Annotated in this window: 19 protein-coding genes; 6 read left to right on the top strand and 13 right to left on the bottom strand. The window is 37.2% G+C overall.

The window, feature by feature from the left end:
• Nucleotides 1-70 precede the first annotated feature (70 nt).
• The 4 genes from cuyB to JNUCC51_RS14885 form a co-directional block, all read right to left on the bottom strand.
• A complete protein-coding gene (cuyB, locus tag JNUCC51_RS14900; protein ID WP_337988704.1) occupies nucleotides 71-772 on the bottom strand; it encodes a cysteate racemase in 702 nt (233 codons plus the stop codon).
• On the bottom strand, nucleotides 772-2001 hold the full coding sequence (locus tag JNUCC51_RS14895) for a carboxylate--amine ligase (protein ID WP_100544156.1): 1230 nt from the start codon (nucleotides 1999-2001) through the stop codon (nucleotides 772-774). Before JNUCC51_RS14895 ends, cuyB begins: the two co-directional genes overlap by 1 nt.
• A gap of 462 nt (nucleotides 2002-2463) precedes the next feature.
• Complete coding sequence (locus tag JNUCC51_RS14890; RefSeq protein ID WP_337988703.1) at nucleotides 2464-3450, bottom strand: C39 family peptidase; 987 nt, start codon at nucleotides 3448-3450, stop codon at nucleotides 2464-2466.
• A gap of 281 nt (nucleotides 3451-3731) precedes the next feature.
• Nucleotides 3732-5228, bottom strand: a complete 1497-nt coding sequence (locus JNUCC51_RS14885; protein WP_337988702.1) for a class I adenylate-forming enzyme family protein — start codon at nucleotides 5226-5228, stop codon at nucleotides 3732-3734.
• Between the two features lie 425 nt (nucleotides 5229-5653).
• Between JNUCC51_RS14885 and JNUCC51_RS14880 the strand changes: the two genes are divergently transcribed.
• Nucleotides 5654-5872 carry a hypothetical protein gene (locus JNUCC51_RS14880; protein ID WP_337988701.1) on the top strand — a complete coding sequence of 73 codons (219 nt, stop codon included), beginning with the start codon at nucleotides 5654-5656 and terminating at the stop codon, nucleotides 5870-5872.
• A 37-nt stretch (nucleotides 5873-5909) separates the two neighbouring features.
• Nucleotides 5910-6506: a metallophosphoesterase family protein gene (locus JNUCC51_RS14875; protein WP_268637235.1), complete on the top strand. Its 597-nt coding sequence runs from the start codon at nucleotides 5910-5912 to the stop codon at nucleotides 6504-6506.
• 94 nt (nucleotides 6507-6600) lie between these two features.
• Here the strand turns inward: JNUCC51_RS14875 and JNUCC51_RS14870 are convergent, their stop codons facing one another.
• The 5 genes from JNUCC51_RS14870 to JNUCC51_RS14850 form a co-directional block, all read right to left on the bottom strand.
• Nucleotides 6601-7182 carry a DUF305 domain-containing protein gene (locus JNUCC51_RS14870; protein ID WP_337988700.1) on the bottom strand — a complete coding sequence of 194 codons (582 nt, stop codon included), beginning with the start codon at nucleotides 7180-7182 and terminating at the stop codon, nucleotides 6601-6603.
• Nucleotides 7183-7274: 92 nt separating this feature from the next.
• A complete protein-coding gene (locus JNUCC51_RS14865; RefSeq protein ID WP_337988699.1) occupies nucleotides 7275-7460 on the bottom strand; it encodes a cysteine-rich CWC family protein in 186 nt (61 codons plus the stop codon).
• Between the two features lie 476 nt (nucleotides 7461-7936).
• A complete protein-coding gene (locus JNUCC51_RS14860; protein ID WP_337988698.1) occupies nucleotides 7937-8134 on the bottom strand; it encodes a gamma-type small acid-soluble spore protein in 198 nt (65 codons plus the stop codon).
• 15 nt (nucleotides 8135-8149) lie between these two features.
• Entirely contained in the window at nucleotides 8150-8362 is a 213-nt protein-coding gene (locus tag JNUCC51_RS14855) for a YczO family protein (RefSeq protein WP_337988697.1), read from the bottom strand.
• A 44-nt stretch (nucleotides 8363-8406) separates the two neighbouring features.
• The gene (locus JNUCC51_RS14850; RefSeq protein ID WP_337988696.1) at nucleotides 8407-8640 is read right to left on the bottom strand and encodes a hypothetical protein; all 234 of its coding nucleotides are present in this window, start codon (nucleotides 8638-8640) and stop codon (nucleotides 8407-8409) included.
• 316 nt (nucleotides 8641-8956) lie between these two features.
• Here JNUCC51_RS14850 and JNUCC51_RS14845 point away from each other — a divergent pair, with 316 nt between their 5' ends.
• Nucleotides 8957-9451 (top strand): L,D-transpeptidase family protein, encoded by a 495-nt coding sequence (locus tag JNUCC51_RS14845; RefSeq protein ID WP_337988695.1) that lies wholly within the window; start codon nucleotides 8957-8959, stop codon nucleotides 9449-9451.
• Between the two features lie 145 nt (nucleotides 9452-9596).
• On the opposite strand, the gene JNUCC51_RS14840 is transcribed toward JNUCC51_RS14845, so the two are convergent.
• A complete protein-coding gene (locus JNUCC51_RS14840) occupies nucleotides 9597-10361 on the bottom strand; it encodes a DUF2935 domain-containing protein (RefSeq protein ID WP_337988694.1) in 765 nt (254 codons plus the stop codon).
• A gap of 172 nt (nucleotides 10362-10533) precedes the next feature.
• Between JNUCC51_RS14840 and JNUCC51_RS14835 the strand changes: the two genes are divergently transcribed.
• Nucleotides 10534-12207, top strand: coding sequence for a ribonuclease J (locus JNUCC51_RS14835; protein ID WP_337988693.1), 1674 nt, complete (start codon nucleotides 10534-10536; stop codon nucleotides 12205-12207).
• 199 nt (nucleotides 12208-12406) lie between these two features.
• Here JNUCC51_RS14835 and JNUCC51_RS14830 read toward each other — a convergent pair whose 3' ends face one another.
• Nucleotides 12407-13042, bottom strand: coding sequence for a restriction endonuclease subunit S (locus JNUCC51_RS14830; protein WP_337988692.1), 636 nt, complete (start codon nucleotides 13040-13042; stop codon nucleotides 12407-12409).
• A 202-nt stretch (nucleotides 13043-13244) separates the two neighbouring features.
• On the opposite strand from JNUCC51_RS14830, the gene JNUCC51_RS14825 reads away from it, so the two are divergent.
• Nucleotides 13245-13634 carry a helix-turn-helix domain-containing protein gene (locus JNUCC51_RS14825; protein ID WP_049668815.1) on the top strand — a complete coding sequence of 130 codons (390 nt, stop codon included), beginning with the start codon at nucleotides 13245-13247 and terminating at the stop codon, nucleotides 13632-13634.
• Between the two features lie 212 nt (nucleotides 13635-13846).
• Here JNUCC51_RS14825 and JNUCC51_RS14820 read toward each other — a convergent pair whose 3' ends face one another.
• On the bottom strand, nucleotides 13847-14722 hold the full coding sequence (locus tag JNUCC51_RS14820) for a radical SAM/SPASM domain-containing protein (RefSeq protein WP_337988691.1): 876 nt from the start codon (nucleotides 14720-14722) through the stop codon (nucleotides 13847-13849).
• 187 nt (nucleotides 14723-14909) lie between these two features.
• On the opposite strand from JNUCC51_RS14820, the gene JNUCC51_RS14815 reads away from it, so the two are divergent.
• On the top strand, nucleotides 14910-15137 hold the full coding sequence (locus tag JNUCC51_RS14815) for a hypothetical protein (RefSeq protein ID WP_337988690.1): 228 nt from the start codon (nucleotides 14910-14912) through the stop codon (nucleotides 15135-15137).
• Between the two features lie 244 nt (nucleotides 15138-15381).
• Here JNUCC51_RS14815 and JNUCC51_RS14810 read toward each other — a convergent pair whose 3' ends face one another.
• Nucleotides 15382-16779 (bottom strand): SpoVR family protein, encoded by a 1398-nt coding sequence (locus JNUCC51_RS14810; protein ID WP_443137004.1) that lies wholly within the window; start codon nucleotides 16777-16779, stop codon nucleotides 15382-15384.
• Nucleotides 16780-16809 lie beyond the last annotated feature (30 nt).

The following is a 16809-nucleotide window of genomic DNA, read 5'->3' as shown; positions in this document are numbered from 1 at the left end:
TGAGCTTCTTTTGAAGGTTTACAACTTACCTGTGAAAAGCGAACAGATTTTTATTTCGTTCATTTAATTGTTAATCTACTAATTCATAGCCACTTGCTAATATAGCACGTTCTGCTAACACGATTAATGAGTCGATATATTTGTCACTTAATTTTAAATCGCGATTGACGATTGATAATTCTGTACATCCCAGTACGATACGATCACAATTAAGTGCAAGCATTGCCTTTTCTATTGGTTGCCAATCCTCATGAGAGACATTTTTTCCAGCCTTTACATAATCGTAAATAATAGACATGACTTTTTCCTTCATGACATCGTCTGGAACAACTGGCGTGATACCAAATTCCTCTAACGCATCTTGATACATGTGTGAGGTTAATGTACCCGTTGTCGCTAAAATCCCTACACGCTTTGCCCCTAAGTCAGAGGCACGCTTTGCTGTTTCCCTGATCATATGTAAAACAGGAACTGGGGAACCTTCAACAATCTCATCATAAAAGGTATGTGCCGTATTACATGGAATAGCAATCATATTTGCTCCAACAGAAGCAAGCTTTTTAGCATCTGCGACTATCACTGGTACAGGATTTTCCTTTGTACTATCTAAAATAAAGGCAGTACGATCAGGGATATTCGTATCATTATCAATGATAGTATGTAAATGCTCCTGATCCTTCGTTGCCTTCGTACGTCTTACAATCATTTCACCGATAAACATCGTTGCAAGTGGACCAACGCCACCAATTATACCTAAAGTTTGTTTTTTCATTAGTTTGACAGACCTTTGTTGTTAAAATATTTCTTATATTGGCGATAAAAGCTTAAATTATCTAGCGTTATATTCAACCAGCGCTTCGCATTCATATCCTTATAATTAAAGATGGAATCCGTAGCCATTCCTTGGCGAATAAGACTTTTCGCTTCAATCACAAGTTGTTCATTTTGTACATATTTAAAGAGGACACCATTCGGCACAATTGTCCAAAGATGCTTGTTCTGAACATACGTTAGCTGTTGCTTGCTTCCACGGATAAAATCATCCGCGACATATTGCATTAAATTATAGCCACTTGCTGTCACATAATAATTTGAAAGTTCATTATGTAATTCAATACTCAATAACTTATATTGACCATCACGTTCATCATACTTCATATCAAACGTTGCAAAGCCCTGGAACCGTATTTCCTCAAGAAACAATTTCACACGATCCATTAAGTCTTTATCGTATGCGGTCATAATGGCTACATAGCGACCAATACCCTCTGGAGAATGCTCCTCTAAAATTGGATTACCTACAGAAAGCAGTTTTACCTTACTATCTTGACCAACATAAGCATTTACGACACACATATGAGCATCTTCGCCAGGAATATATTGCTGTACCATTAGGTCATCTCGGTATGCCGATTCCTTATAAATGGCATGGAAAATAGCATCCTTTTCGTCGTTATCTTTTGCAATATACACTTTTTTCTTACCTGGAAAAATACATGTAGCATACTTTGTCATATTCAAAGGTTTAATGACAACTGGGTATTCAAAAGGGATGTCAAATTCCTCGTAATCATTTACGGTGCAAACATGCATTGCCGGATAGAGAAAACCGAATTTCGCACAAAGTTCATACATGCTCTCACGTGTTAATAGCTCGTTAGCAAGGTTTGCATCCACATAAGGAATTGCAAAATAGTCCGCTAGCTCCTCTTTATGTTGCACAATTTTTTTTACGTAAAATTCATCGCAGGCTAATAAAAGCAATTTTTTACCTGCAAATTCCTCTGCAATTGCCTTTAACGCAACGACAAAACGTTCTTCAACATGGAGTCTTGGAACTTCGCGAAATATTAATAAATCACTCTGCTGTATTTTCTCCATATTCGTATGATTTAATGCAAGTGGTTTAACTCCATAGGACTCGTAAAATGCTCTTGCCATGCCGTAAGCATTCATTTCATCTCCTAATAAAACCGGTAAAAAAGTGTGCTCAATGGCCATTCTACTCAACTCACTTTAGCTTTTATTAGGCTTATCACCATAACGTGGGGTTGATTTCCGTTCCGACTGGGCGCTTTGTTGCTGTCGCTTCGCTTTCGCACAGATAAAACATTTGCCGCTGACGCTTCGCTTTCGCGCAGAGCAGAGCTTCCTGGGGGCGTCCGATGAGCCGCTTCGCTTCGCTCCAGGGTCTCGGGCCAACAGATGTTTTTTGCGCGAAAGCGTAGTGCTAACGCAGCGTCAGCAGCACCGATGTTGGTCACGAAGGCGTTATCACAGGACGTGATGATTTTAGCCCTCGTTCCTCTATTCGCTAATCCCCAAGGAGTCACCCAGCCTCCACTCCAATCAACTTATATACATGACATTCGTTTTAAGAATGTCATCCTTAATATTTAGTGACGAGCCTTTTTTTACAAGTGTAACATACTTTCCCTGTACTCCTTATAACTCTTCTTTGAATCATTTATGAACGGCTACAGCTTGTTTACCTAACTCTCTATAGCTGTTAAAAAACTGATCCACATTATAAGTGACAAAGCCTTTTAATGGGTCCATGACAACTACTTTATCGCCTAGATGCCCAGTTAAAACAACAGCATGCAAGTTCATGTACGCTTTATGTGGCACTGTTTCACCTTCATAGATCCAGCCCTTTTCTGAATTATCTTTTGGTGCTGATAAATCCAATGTAACCCATGTCACAACAGGAACTCCTTCTCGAACAAGTTGTAAAATCTCGTCCTGAGAGGCACCACTCTTATTTGTCACTCGTAAGTCTGCCTGTTTATCTGTTATTACTGCCTCTGCTGCTTTGACAATCGGAGCTGCAAAGACATACATACCGCTTGCTTTGTCACGAGGATTACCAGCAAAAGCCTGTGCTGGATTTGGACCAAATCGTTGTCCATCTACAATACTAATCTTTTGCTTCGGTAAATAGTTATCAGCCATTTCCAGCTTCGTAACATCTAACCCATAATAATTTAATACAGCCGTTAATGATGTTATTTCACAGCCATGTGGTAGTTCAGGATTTTGCATAACAGCTGAGACACCCAGCTCTTGCTTGTCCCTTGAAAAATATGTCTCCAATCGATAATACGGCTTTGTCGAATCATATGTAAAATTTTCGATTGTCGTATAACCATCGTTCTTCGTACTATTTTCAATCGTAGTTGCAGCTATAGCATATTTCCGTCCCTCTTGAAGTTTTGAAAATGTTGCTTCGCCCTCTTCTGAGCCAACTGCATCCTCCACTACCTTACCTGTTTCTACATCTGTGGCAGTTATATAAAGGTTAGGTATGGGTGCACCGCTATTAAACTCTACTGTTAACACAGTTAATTCTTTGTTTTGCATTTCCTGCTGCGAAATCTGATTGCAACTCGAAAGTAGCATAATTATCATAATACCTATTAGTAAAAGGCGTTTATTCCACGTCCACAAGACAAATTCCGCTCCTATCTTGTTTGAAGACAAAAACTTCAATTCTATTATTTCAATTTGTCGCAGACTCTATTATACGCTAATTTCATAGACGTTCCTATTTTAACTTCTTTCGCGGTTGTCCAAACATCCGCTGAAAGAAGTTAAAGCCTAGGACACAATTATGCAGAAACCTAATGATTTTTATATACCCTTTATATATGACACATTAACATCTCTAAATTCAGCATAATCTGATCAAGGTATTACTAGATTTGCTACTTTCAAACATCAAACCGTTTTTATGGCGTACTTACTCTTGGACGTAATGTATGCTTCAAAACTTTACCGGAAGCATTTCGTGGCAATTCAGTTAAAAATTCGATTTCATGTGGCACTTTATATTTTGCTAGCTGAGTCCTACAATAAGCCAAAATCGCCTCATCATCGGAAGGCTTCCCTTCCTTCAATACGACAAAAGCTTTCGGGACTTCGCCATATACTTCATGTGGTAAACCTACAACGGCTGCCTCCAAAATTTCTGGCAGTTGATATAAAACCTCTTCGATCTCGATAGGATAAATATTTTCGCCACCTCGAATAATCATATCCTTTTTACGATCTACAATATAGAGATAGCCTTCCTCATCAAAACGCCCTAAATCTCCTGAATAGAGCCAACCATCTTTAATTGCTCTAGCTGTTTCTTCAGGATTACGTAAATAACCTTTCATGACTTGTGGTCCTTTGACACAAATTTCTCCTACCTCACCCGCTGGCACAGTTTCACCAAAGCTATCAACAACACGGACTTCTGTTTGTGCTAATGGTTTTCCTACTGATCCAATCTTCGTCAATGCATCCGTATCTAAAAGAGAAGTGGCTGCAGGGGAATTTTCAGTTTGTCCATACAGGTTTTGTACTTTCACATTAGGGAATGCCTCTTTAACTTGCTTAACAAGCTCATAAGGCATCGGTGCCGCTCCGTAACATAATAAACGTAAATTTTTAAATGTATGTTCCTTAAAGTTAGGTGTGTTTAAAATAATTGTATACATTGACGGAACTCCAAAGAAAATTGTCGCATCTGTAACAGCAAGCTGTTCTAATGTATTTGTCGAAGAAAAAGCCTCTTCTATAACCAACGTACCGCCTTTATAAAACATCGGCATCGCAAATACATGAAGACCTGCACAATGAAATAAAGGCGTACAAACAAACATTTTATCCTCATTGGTCATATCCATTGACGACGACCATATATCTGCAGCTGATACAACATTTTGATGAGTCAACATTACTCCTTTTGGTTTTCCCGTCGTACCAGAAGTATACATAACAATAGCCGTATCATGAGGTTCCAATTTGACAGCTTTTCTTTGACCTGGATAGTTTTTAATAACGTCTTTCATTTCTTGGAGCCCTATAATATGCTGAAACGGATATGCAATAGTTGCGAGCACACCCTCTAACCTTTCATCATAAATAAGTCCTTTAGCTTCTGAATGATTAAAAATGAATTCGACCTCTGGAGCTGCTAATTTTGTATTAATAGGCATGACAACATAGCCCGCTAGCTGAACACCGAAATAAGCGATTAAAAATAAATCAGAATTGAGCGTATATAATGCAATTACATCATCTTTTTCATACCCTTGTTCTTGCAAGTATGCTGCGAATATTTCTGCACTTTTATAAAATTCACTATAGGATAGCTTTGTCCCATCGTAAACCGTTGCGATCCCATTTGGTTGCTGCATAGCATAATTTTGTAGAATGTCTGTCATCAACATCGTCATCATTGCCCCCCAAATTTTTAATATTCATTACCCTCATACCACGCAAAATTACAATAAGAAAATTCAGAAAATTACAATTACATTTTATCAATCTATTAAAAAGATGGCAATTTATCTTATATAAAAATATAAGGCTCCTTACCGAAAGTTAGAGAAGACATTTTGTTAAAGCATATGTCATTCGGAGAAGTTGATTGGGGTGGAGACTAGGCAACTTCTTGAAGATTTGAGACCCTGCAGCGAAGCGGATGTTTTCTGTGCGAAAGCGAAGCGTCAGCAACAATGTTTTATCTGTGCGAAAGCGAAGCGTCAGCAACAATGCTCTAATCGGAACGGAAATCAACTGGACGTCATGGTGATGAACCAAATATACTGATACATTTTACTTTTCTATCAATTTCTGTTAGGTGTATGATATTCATATAATGATTAACTTCTTTCAGCAAATGTTTTATGTAGCGAAAGCAAAGCGTCAGCTACAAATGTTTTATGTAGCGAAAGCGAAGCGTCAGCTACAAATGTTTTATGTAGCGAAAGCGAAGCGTCAGCTACAGGTGTTTGGACACCCGCTGAAAGAAGTTAAAGCCTCCGGCGGATGTCACTTAATCAGTTTTGTGCAGACACAAAGCCGATTTCGGACATAATTATGCAGAGGCATAATTCATGAAAGGCCTGATTAATATGCTGTACGCACTTTTAGGAGATTTACATTCTAGTATAGAAGATACTAAGGCAGTTCTAGACCATATTCAGCAATCTGCGAAAGATGCAAAGGTATTGGGACTAGGTGATTTATATGAATGCACTGTAAGTAAGAAAAAGGCTCAAACAATGTCGGGTATACCGCTTCAAAAAGCTGCAATAGTAGAAAACGATTTTGAAAACTTACTAACATTCCCCTCTATTCGTGGCAATCAGGAAGAGCGTATTACACGTGTAACTGGTATCGAACGTTTTACTGAGTTACCTGAAACAATGGAGATTGATGGAGCAACACTTATGCATGGACATCAATTTAAATGGAGTGTGACGTGGCAACCTACATTTCCGCCATTTAAAAAATCAATTCTTTTCTTCGGACATAGTCATGAATCAGGTCTTTATCATCGTAATAAAAAATTACCTATTCGTATTCGCTATGGCCAACCAATCGCATTACAAGAAAAACAATACGGCATCAATGTTGGGTCGGTTGTTGATCACCGAGAGTGGTGTCTTTACGATAGTAATAAACGAACAGTAACATTTATGTGCGCTCCTTCTGTTGAGAATGTTTGATTAGTTTCCATCAAGAGCAATCGTAGTCACACAAAAAACGCTAAAATCGACTTCGACTCTAGCGTTTTTTCACTTTATAAATGTTCCGTTCAAACTAGCAATTCTCGCAATCCTTTAAAGCATCCAGTAATTTTTCCATTTCACAAATACGATCGCACATAGTTTGAATCATATTTCGAAGGATTGGTATTAATTCTTGGCAAATACAGAACCTTAAAACGTTTTGTGCTAGTCGAACTCCTCCCTGATGGTGGACAATCATTTCTCGCAAAAAGTTTATATTAATATTATTAGAAACTGGCGGCAAACTCATTGCTTGGAACATAGCCCCGGTAATTTCTTTATAAGCACACATGTATTCGTACAATTCACATTCCGAATTTTGTACGATACAGCATCTATTTTGTATCGCTTCGAGGCATTCAACAGTCTCTGTACTTGTTGCTATTATTTCTAATGCGAGATTTTGTACAAATAAATTAGTGGTATATTGCAAAACATTTTCCGACATTCTAATAGCAGCTACTTGATGCGGTAATATTTGCTTAATAAAATTATCTGAAATACTACATGTAATTGTCACATAGGTCATGCCCTGCATCATTTTATCGAGGATCCTTTGGTATTCCTCTAAATATGCCTTAGTTACATTACTGAGTACAATTGGTTTAGTCATTAGACACACTCCTTTCAGAGTAATATATGTCCGATAGGTTGTTGTGTGGTAGACAATTGTACCAAATAATCTCTACAGCAATTGAAGTATTTTTAAGGCCTTAACGAATAATCTTTATTATATGTATCTAAGCACTTTTGACAAATGCATTGATCTTTAGGTGCCACTTCAAGAATTTCTTTAGGAAAGCTTTCTGTCATACACCAACAATCCTTTTTTCCATTTACTACTCCACAATGATTTTCTTGCCCACATAACGGACAACGTTTTTCCTCCATTCGTATACCTCCTTACCTTTACATCTTATTGTAAAATAAAGCGAAGTTTAATTTCTTTCAGCAAATTTTTTCTGTAGCGAAAGCAAAGCGTCAGCTACTATTGTTTTCTGTAGCGAAAGTGAAACGGCAGTTACAAATAAAACGAAGCGTCAGATTAAAGAAGTCTCCCACCTGTATTTGGTCGTGAGATGAATCTATTTTATGTCACATTTCAGAGGGTGTCCAAGCATCCGCTGAAATAAAGGAACTCAGTCTAAGAACGCCTCGTCCTGTGGCAACGACTGAGTGACCAACATCTTGTTGTGGCTGCCGCTTCGCTTTCGCACAAAAAACATTTGCAGGCCTACGCACAAAGCCGATTTCGGACGCAATTATGCCGAGGCATAATTGATTCAGTGATTTATTTTTTCATCCCAAGCGCACTTTTACAAAATAAAAATAGAGGAGTACTTAATTTCATACTCCTCCCAATTAGCCTATTGATTTTTCCCATGAATCTGTTGCTTTACTTCTTCGACATCTGTATCACTATATATTTCCGTACCAGCTCCACCTCTTTGAGCTAGAAGCTTTTTCACTTCATTGTAAGATAAACCACTTTCTGCATTTTGTCTTTTCACTTCATTAATATCCGTCCCAGCAGAAGTAAACTGTGCTTCGTTATGGTTAGTCATGAAAATCCCTACCTCCTATAATTCATCAGGCTGCAATTCAATTAATTCATCGCCTTCTCGTTCTACTCTTTTATTGAGTTCCCTTACCGGTATAGGATCAACCGTTTGCATATCTTCGTGTAAATCGAAAAGACTTATATTATCTGAGTCAACCATATCAGGTTTATCCTTACTTGCTAAGTTCATAAACATTTTTTTCTCATGTGGTATTATTTTTTCTATATCCATCATTGCTCACTCCTTTACTTATAGCATGTGCAACGTTGGACAAATCATGTGCCTTTCGCTTTCGAACTTTTATCAATGCGATGATATTCAGATATTTGAATGACCCGAACATGTCTTGTATGCAACTCATGATACATCCCTCTACTATCTGTAAAGGATATATATTGATCTCGTTCGCTACGAACTAATGCCTCTGCTTTTTCTTGTGATTCGATATGGATAAATCTCCGTACATAATGCATCTCATCAAAAAAATAAGTAATTTTAAATTCTTTCATAAATGCTCCTTGGTTACTGGTTATAGTTTTTTACTGCTTATCATATCCAACTAACTGCAGTTGCTATCCTCATGAAAAATCAATCATGCCTAGGCATAATTGTAGCTGTCGCTATAAAAGACATTAGCTGAAAGAAGTTAAAGGATTTTTCTATATCTTCGGCATAACCTGTATATTAAAGCAAATATTTTAGGAACATCACCATAACGTGAGGTTGATTTCCGTTCCGACTGGGGTCGTCCGAAACGATATACATTTTTACAAATGTCATCCCTAACTTATGGTGGTAAACCTTATTTTATTGGAGGTGATAAATTTGATTCATACAGTTAAGGCAGGCGAAACATTGGCCCAAATAGCTAGAAATTATCGTACACCGTTAACATCCATATTGGCTGCTAATCCTGGATTAGATCCGAATGTACTTTATTTAGGCCAACAAATTGTTATACCTGGATTTCCTAATCCAAATACTATTCCTTATAGAATAGATATTTCTACTGAAAACCGATGGCTACGGTTATATAAGGATAATATTCTTCAAAAGCAATACCCAATTGCGGTTGGAAGGATGTTACACGATACACCTACTGGCGATTTTATAATCATTAATAAGGCTCCAAATCCCGGTGGTCCTTTTGGAACAATGTGGATGAGTTTATCTAAAGAGCACTATGGTATTCATGGAACTAATGATCCTAGCTCTATAGGTCATGCCGTTTCACGTGGCTGTATTCGTATGCATAATAAGGATGTCGAAGAGCTTGCAAGCATTGTCCCAATCGGTACTGAGGTTATTATTCATCCCTAAAAATAAACAAGGCTATCTCAAAACAAGATAGCCTTGTTGAAAAATGAATTCGCGACGGTCATCTAGAGTGAAGTGGTTGATTAGAGAGCCCAGTCGAAACGGAAATCAACCACTTGTTTTGCCAATGAGACCATTGCAGTGCAAATTAACCTTCACCTCTAGATTGTGCAAGCTTCGATAAATAGTATTGCTCTTCTCTTAGCATATGATCCGCCATTAAAGCTGTAAACGTGCCTAATACTTCTGCACTTAACTCCATCTCCTCTAACTCCCGTAAAAAAGTTTTGAATAATCCCATTTCTATATCCACATCGTGATTAAAGCGAGTTAATGCGGGGAATGATTTTATATTTGAACGCAAATATCCTGTAAGCTCCACTGCTTTTAAATAAAATTCTTCAAAATGTTGAGCAAAGGTAGTACTTTTTTGCCTCAATCTTCTTTCTACACCATCTAAATCGTCATGAATGATACCTGCATGTCCTGATGCATCTAATAGCCAGAGTAAGTGATGATGTAGCTCATGAAAGATTGGCGGGACTTCTCCCTTCTTCAGATAGCTAAGTACATTTTGATACTCCTCTAATTCATTCACCATGTGATTAATAAAGGTAGGTGGTAGATGGGTATTAATATTTCCCGTTAATTGCTTTCTAAGCAAATAAAATTTAAATTGCTTTAGTTGTTCTACAGCTTCATCGATTGTAAGTGAAAAGGAAACCACATTATTTGCATCTATCGAATTAACATAGGCAAGCAGTTGAGAAAATTGAAGTATAAATGAACTCGCTCTTTTTATATCCTCTGTTTCCGATGGATACAAGGAATCATGAATAAATTGAGAATGGTCTTTCAGTATCCTTAACCAAAACTTATGTTCAAACATCGCATGCTGTAAGTAATTCGACAACCAGTCACATCCCCTTTATTTTATACGTTCCTCTATTCTATTCTTCATGAAAATCTTATATTAACGCTTATCCTCAAATTGTCTTTTCGTATAGGATGAAACGCTTAAAGCTATACTACTAATGCTGAATTTTCATTAAAAGAACATACTGAAACATTAGGAGGGAATATGCTTGTCCACAAAAGACAATACATTATCAATTTTCGCATTAGGTGGCATTAACGAGATTGGGAAAAATATGTATGTAGTACAGTACGGGAATGATATTTTAATTATCGACTGCGGCGCTAAGTTTCCAGACGAAAGCTTACTGGGTATCGATTTAATAATTCCTGATATTACGTACCTACAGGAAAATAAGGAGAAAATCAAAGCTTTAATTGTGACACATGGTCACGAGGATCATATCGGCGGTATCCCTTATTTGTTAAAGAAATTAAATGTCCCTATTTATGCGACACGTTTTACTCTTGGGCTAATCGAGCTAAAGCTGAAAGAACATAAGCTTTTAAGAGAGACAGAATTAATAGAAATTAATTCCGATTCATCATTAGATATCGGACAAGTTGATGTTAGTTTCTTTAGAACAAACCATAGTATACCTGATTGCTTAGGAATCGTTATTAATACACCAGAAGGTAATGTAGTACACACTGGAGATTTTAAATTTGATTTAACGCCTGTCAATAATCAATTCGCAGATATTCATAAAATGTCTGAGATAGGATCAGAAGGCGTACTAGTACTTATTTCAGAAAGTACTAATGCCGAGCGACCTGGGTTAACTCCTTCAGAGAAGCTTGTCGGTAGTCACATTGAAGATGCATTTTTACATGCCGAACGTAAAATCGTTATCTCTACTTTCGCTTCTAATGTTAATCGCATACAGCAAATTGTAAATGCAGCAATTGCTACAAATAGAAAGCTTGCATTGCTTGGCCGTAGTATGGTGAATGTTGTAGATGTTGCACTAGAGCGAGGCTATTTAAACATTCCTGAGGATATGTTATTAGATGCACGTGAGGTAAAATATCTCCCTCCTGAAGAAGTTGTTGTACTATGTACAGGAAGTCAGGGTGAGCCATTAGCTGCACTCTCTCGATTAGCAAATGGCAATCATCGTGAAGTCAAAATATTACCTGATGACACAGTTATTTTAGCTTCATCCCCTATCCCAGGGAATGAGAAGGGTGTTTCACGGATCGTCGATAATTTGTTCCAGCTAGGTGCGAAGGTTATTTATGGCTCGTCTAGTCATACAGGTATGCACGTTTCAGGTCATGGCCATCAAGAAGATTTAAAACTAATGCTAACGCTAATGAAGCCCAAATTTTTCATTCCGATTCACGGTGAATTCCGTATGTTACATCAGCACCGTTTATTAGCTGAGTCCGTCGGTGTCAAAAGAGGACATACGTTTATTATGAAAAACGGGGATGTTGTTGATATTGAAAATGCAATGGCTAGGCAAACACGTAAAATTCCTTCTGGTGATACGTATGTCGACGGTATTGGTATCGGTGAAGTCGAAGGGATTGTCTTACGAGATCGCAAACAGCTGTCAGAAGACGGTATGCTCGTTATCGTTATAACACTAAATAAAATAGATGGTGCCTTCATTTCAGAACCAGATACAATTTCACGAGGCTTTGTTTATGCCAAAGACTTTGAGGAGCTTTTAACTAAAGTAAATATTCTCGTCAAAGAAACGATAAATGAGCTTCAGGAAGAAAGTAAACAACCGATCCATGTCTTAAAAAGAGAAATCAAAAGAGCTGTCGGTCAATATCTATTTACACAAACAAAAAGAAAACCAATGATTTTACCTATAATTATCGAAATTTAACTTCTTTCAGCATTGTTTTTCAGTAGCGAAAGCGAAGCGTCAGCTACAAATGTTTTCTGTAGCGATAGCGAATTTAGCATAAAGCCTCCGGCGGATGTCATGGAATTATGCCGAGGCATAATTGATAAAAGTCGGTGTGAGGGGTTTTTGCCTTTACACCGACTAATTCATTTTCCCTGACTCCAGCGAGGATAACATTTTATTTAAGCTCACCCTTAAAAATTTTATATTGCATAACATTGTAAAGATGCTGAGCCTGATTAAAGCCCTGATGTAAACTTTTTGAGTGATTTTCTAATTGCGTCGAAAAATTCTCAATATGCTGCGGTGGCCCCTCTACTGCTGTCATTAAAGACTCTTTATTTTTTAATAAAAGCTGAATCGTATTTAAAATTTGTACCATTTTGTGTTGGATAGTTAACATCGGAATATCTATGGATATTTGGTACAAATGATGCCATTCTTTATTAATTTGATACCATCTAAGAAAGTGTAATAAATAATCACTTAAAATAATTGTTTCATTTGGAATAATAGCGACCATATCATTTGCAATACATATTTCAGTTTCGCATTGATATATGTATTTATTTGTTTCCTTCAAATTAGCTTTAGTAAGAATAATGGTTTTAGCTGGTACTGGTACACACTTAAAATGTTTATTAAATGTAATATTAACTTTTGGTAATTGTTCAATATCACCATTTAGCATTAACTTTTTTAAATTATCTGCTGTAATTAGGGGTACTCCGACGTTTGTAAAATACTTTTTCTTCGGTACTATTTTCCCCTCTTCTATTTTAGCAACTTCATCTAATCGATAACGCTTTACCATGCTTGAATCCTCCAATCCTTAAATAGAATTAGCTGTACTCTAAAACAAGCTACTGAAGAATCATCAACACCGTTTTTCTCTCAATAAACACTCACTACTAACCATTGTACCATTTTAATGTAACATTATCTCTATTATACCACTATAATGGTATAGGCATTTTTAATGTTTTTCACTAGCTTTTTACTTAGAGGTGAATCATATGTCAGACTTTTTAAAGCTAGTAGGCGAACAACTCCGAATTATTAGGGTTTCCAAGGGGCTTAGTCAGGAAGAAGTAGCAGAAAAGACGGGGAAACTAGGTTTTAGTAAAGGACGAATCTCAAATATTGAACACGGGCAATCTAATATCACATTAAGCACTTTAGAAACGCTGATGAAAGCGCTAGATATTGCCCCTGAAGAGCTTTTTAATTTTCAAAAATTATCTGGTGTTACTGATATTGAAGAAAAGAACCTTGTGCTTGACATACATCGTTCAGTTTTGAGGGAGCGCAATTTAGACGAAGTGAAATACGTAGTACGCATTACGAAGGATTTTTTAGATACTATTGATTCACAATCAAAGAAAAACAGCTCCAATGGTCAATGACGTTGGAGCTGTTTTGACGACTAGCTACAATCTATTTTTCGAAAATTCTTGATACACTGCTTTAATGCGGCTAATATCCACCTACACATGGTATCCGTTATAACAAATGTCATCCATAACTTTTGGTGATGAACCCGTTTTAGCATGGTGGCATGCTATTGCTTCGACCATATAAAAAATCCATTTAGCCTAAAACCAAATGGATCTTTCTATTACATTCCAAACTTTTGACGATAGCCGCATTTTCTGCATAGCTCTTCGACTGCTTCTCTACGTGAAAATCCGTCGACAATATTATTTGCACGTTCTCCTTGAACAATGTCTGTGAAAGATTTCTCGTTCACATTCCCCAAATTAATAACGCCCTCACCATCAAGACAGCACGGTACTACTGTACCATCCACTAAAATAGCAGCTTGGCTTCGTAGTGCATGGCAAAAACCTTTGCCTTCATCCTCCGGCTCCAGTAAGCTTGGCCACTTGAATTCATGATCTTGATTTAAATAAATATTATTAGCAATCTTTACACCTTTACCGGGCTGCACTTTTTCTTCGATACGATAATCAAGATTATATTCATTTTCTAAAATTTCGAGCGTTTCACGATTTCTCCGTGCCGCAATATCTGTAACATGATCCTTTTGTAAATTCCATAAACGATACGAAATAATCGTACTATAGTCTCTCGAAGCTCGCACAAAATCTAATATATCCTCTAAATATTTCTCACGATTTTCCGATCCCTCATGACCGTCGAAACTATGCAAAGAAAAATTGATTTGGCGTAAGGCTGGTTTCCCTAATATCTTTTCACGATTCTTTTTAATCAGTGTACCGTTCGTTGTAATGTTAACTTTAAAACCTTTCTCATGTGCTGCGTCAAGTAGCTGATCAATACGTGGGTGTAAAAGTGGCTCTCCTTTTACATGCAAATAAATATATTTCGTATGAGGACGTATTTCATCCAATATTTTATTAAATTGTTCTACTTTAATAAGTCCCTTTGCACGAGCAGTTGGAGGACAAAAGCTACATGCTAAATTACAGACACTTGTTATTTCTATATAAACCTTTTTAAATGTTCTCAACGTTGATTCACCGTTCCAGTTCTTCTTATATTCAAATCCTATTCATTTTAACAAATTTTACGATAAGGAACAGTTTTTCAGCCTCCATCCTCTCACATTATTTATACAACTTAGGGCTACATAAACAAGTATGCTTGAGAAAGATTAATAACTTAAGAGTAATGCTAAAATGAAGGAGGTGAAAATTATGCCTGATAATGAACATTCAAAGGATTCATCTAAAAATCATATTACCATCAATCTTACTATTAATATTGGCAATAAAGAAATCCATCTTAATCAAAGGGCTGAAGGTGGAGGACAAATCAATAAGGATGTAGGTACTAATGCCAACCGAGGCGGTCAAAATGCCATAAACGACAGAAGTGGTATTGCTGGCGACAATAATGATGAAGTGGCGGACAACGAGGAATAAAAGTAAAAGACAGCAGAGTAATCGACAGCGCTATCCATTCATCTTCGATTGAAAATAATAACGAATAAAGTTTATTGGGCTCATCGGACGGCCTAGGTAAGCGGGCGCCTAGTAAGGAACGGAAATCAACTCCACATGATGGCGATGAACCTTTATTAGGGACTGTAAAAAACTTCTATCTGCAGGAATATTTCATACCAACAGATAGAAGTTTTTGTTTAAATATCCACAAAGGAATTACACCTCAAACATTGCGCTTATAATTTTTCGTACCATCATAAGAATAAAGCATTGGCTTTCCATCCACATATGTTTCTAGATGAACAGGACGACCCCATAGCTGATAAATATATGGCAAAACATTTTCTAAGTAGTGTGGATCGAGCTCCATTCCCTCATAGCCATGCACTAAATAGAGCTCTCCGTTACGAAGGTAATCTCCATTTTTCACAAAAATATACGGGAATCCCCCGTTTACACGCATCGATACGAGCTGATCTCGTACCATTTCATGCTCCTTATCAGTAATACGGTATTCATTGCCCTTTTTCTGGAACAAATAAAGATCTTCTCGTTTTGCTAAATCCTTCGTCAAATAGTTACGGATAAAGGATATATCCGACTCTATCTCTCTAACCTCAAACATTTTCTCCCGTCCAGAGTTCGGTTGTACACCTAGCTTTCTCATCTCTTCCGTTGGATGATTAAAGCGCTCTTCAATATCCTCAAATATTTTCACACCAAGGTAATAAGGATTAATGGATGTTTTTGAAGGCTGCACAACACCTGCATTTAATTTCGCATACTCAATTGTTTCTGCTGTCGTTAGCTTAAGCTCACGCATGATGCGTTGATGCCAAAAGGAAGCCCAGCCCTCATTCATAATTTTTGTCTCTAATTGCGGCCAAAAATAAAGCATTTCCTCACGCATCATCGTTAATATATCTCGCTGCCAGTCCTCGAGCTCTCGACTATGCTCCTCTAAAAATAGCAATAAATCTTTTTCTGGCTGTGGCGGGAATTGCTTTATTTTTCTCCTTACCGATTTATATTCTTTTTCCTTATCGTCTAAACGCCATAGATCATCATACGGTGATTTTGATTGAGGAATATCCTCTTCAAATTCATCCTCCGAATTCCAAGACAATTTTGGTCGTAAAAGGGAAGGATCGATATGCTCCTGAATCGCTAAAACCGCATCTAAAAACTGTTCGACCTCTTCCTTCCCATATTCTCTTTCATAGCCAGCTATCCTTTCAGCTGTTGCAGTCATACTCTCCACCATATCTCTTCTAGTATTGGAGAAACGTACATTATTTTTAAAGAAATCGCAGTGCGCCAATACATGCGCAATAATCAATTTATTTTGTGTTAACGTATTTGTATCAAGTAAAAATGCATAACATGGGTTTGAGTTAATTACTAGCTCGTAGATTTGACTTAGCCCTAAATCATATTGGAGCTTCATTTTGTGAAACTGTTTACCGAAGCTCCAATGTGAAAATCGAGTAGGCATACCATATGCGCCAAATGTATAAATAATATCTGCCGGACAAATTTCATAGCGCATTGGAAAGAAATCTAAGCCAAAACTAGAGGCAATTTCTGTAATTTCATCAATCGCTCGTTCAAGCTCGTTCATCTCCACTTTTCCGTCCCCTCCTTGGAACAT

This window comes from Lysinibacillus sp. JNUCC 51 (assembly GCF_015999525.1).
Taxonomy (GTDB): Bacteria; Bacillota; Bacilli; order Bacillales_A; family Planococcaceae; genus Lysinibacillus; species Lysinibacillus xylanilyticus.
This window is presented reverse-complemented; position numbering and strand designations above follow the sequence as displayed.

What these genes read in the sequence shown, in the direction of transcription:
- JNUCC51_RS14815 (WP_337988690.1), top strand. Translation starts at nt 14,910, where the DNA reads ATGCCTGATAATGAACATTCAAAGGATTCATCTAAAAATCATATTACC.
- JNUCC51_RS14880 (WP_337988701.1), top strand. Translation starts at nt 5,654, where the DNA reads ATGATTAACTTCTTTCAGCAAATGTTTTATGTAGCGAAAGCAAAGCGT.
- JNUCC51_RS14865 (WP_337988699.1), bottom strand. Translation starts at nt 7,460, where the DNA reads ATGGAGGAAAAACGTTGTCCGTTATGTGGGCAAGAAAATCATTGTGGA.
- JNUCC51_RS14830 (WP_337988692.1), bottom strand. Translation starts at nt 13,042, where the DNA reads ATGGTAAAGCGTTATCGATTAGATGAAGTTGCTAAAATAGAAGAGGGG.
- cuyB (WP_337988704.1), bottom strand. Translation starts at nt 772, where the DNA reads ATGAAAAAACAAACTTTAGGTATAATTGGTGGCGTTGGTCCACTTGCA.
- JNUCC51_RS14825 (WP_049668815.1), top strand. Translation starts at nt 13,245, where the DNA reads ATGTCAGACTTTTTAAAGCTAGTAGGCGAACAACTCCGAATTATTAGG.
- JNUCC51_RS14850 (WP_337988696.1), bottom strand. Translation starts at nt 8,640, where the DNA reads ATGAAAGAATTTAAAATTACTTATTTTTTTGATGAGATGCATTATGTA.
- JNUCC51_RS14810 (WP_443137004.1), bottom strand. Translation starts at nt 16,779, where the DNA reads ATGAACGAGCTTGAACGAGCGATTGATGAAATTACAGAAATTGCCTCT.
- JNUCC51_RS14895 (WP_100544156.1), bottom strand. Translation starts at nt 2,001, where the DNA reads ATGGCCATTGAGCACACTTTTTTACCGGTTTTATTAGGAGATGAAATG.
- JNUCC51_RS14870 (WP_337988700.1), bottom strand. Translation starts at nt 7,182, where the DNA reads ATGACTAAACCAATTGTACTCAGTAATGTAACTAAGGCATATTTAGAG.
- JNUCC51_RS14860 (WP_337988698.1), bottom strand. Translation starts at nt 8,134, where the DNA reads ATGACTAACCATAACGAAGCACAGTTTACTTCTGCTGGGACGGATATT.
- JNUCC51_RS14875 (WP_268637235.1), top strand. Translation starts at nt 5,910, where the DNA reads ATGCTGTACGCACTTTTAGGAGATTTACATTCTAGTATAGAAGATACT.
- JNUCC51_RS14885 (WP_337988702.1), bottom strand. Translation starts at nt 5,228, where the DNA reads ATGACGATGTTGATGACAGACATTCTACAAAATTATGCTATGCAGCAA.
- JNUCC51_RS14855 (WP_337988697.1), bottom strand. Translation starts at nt 8,362, where the DNA reads ATGGATATAGAAAAAATAATACCACATGAGAAAAAAATGTTTATGAAC.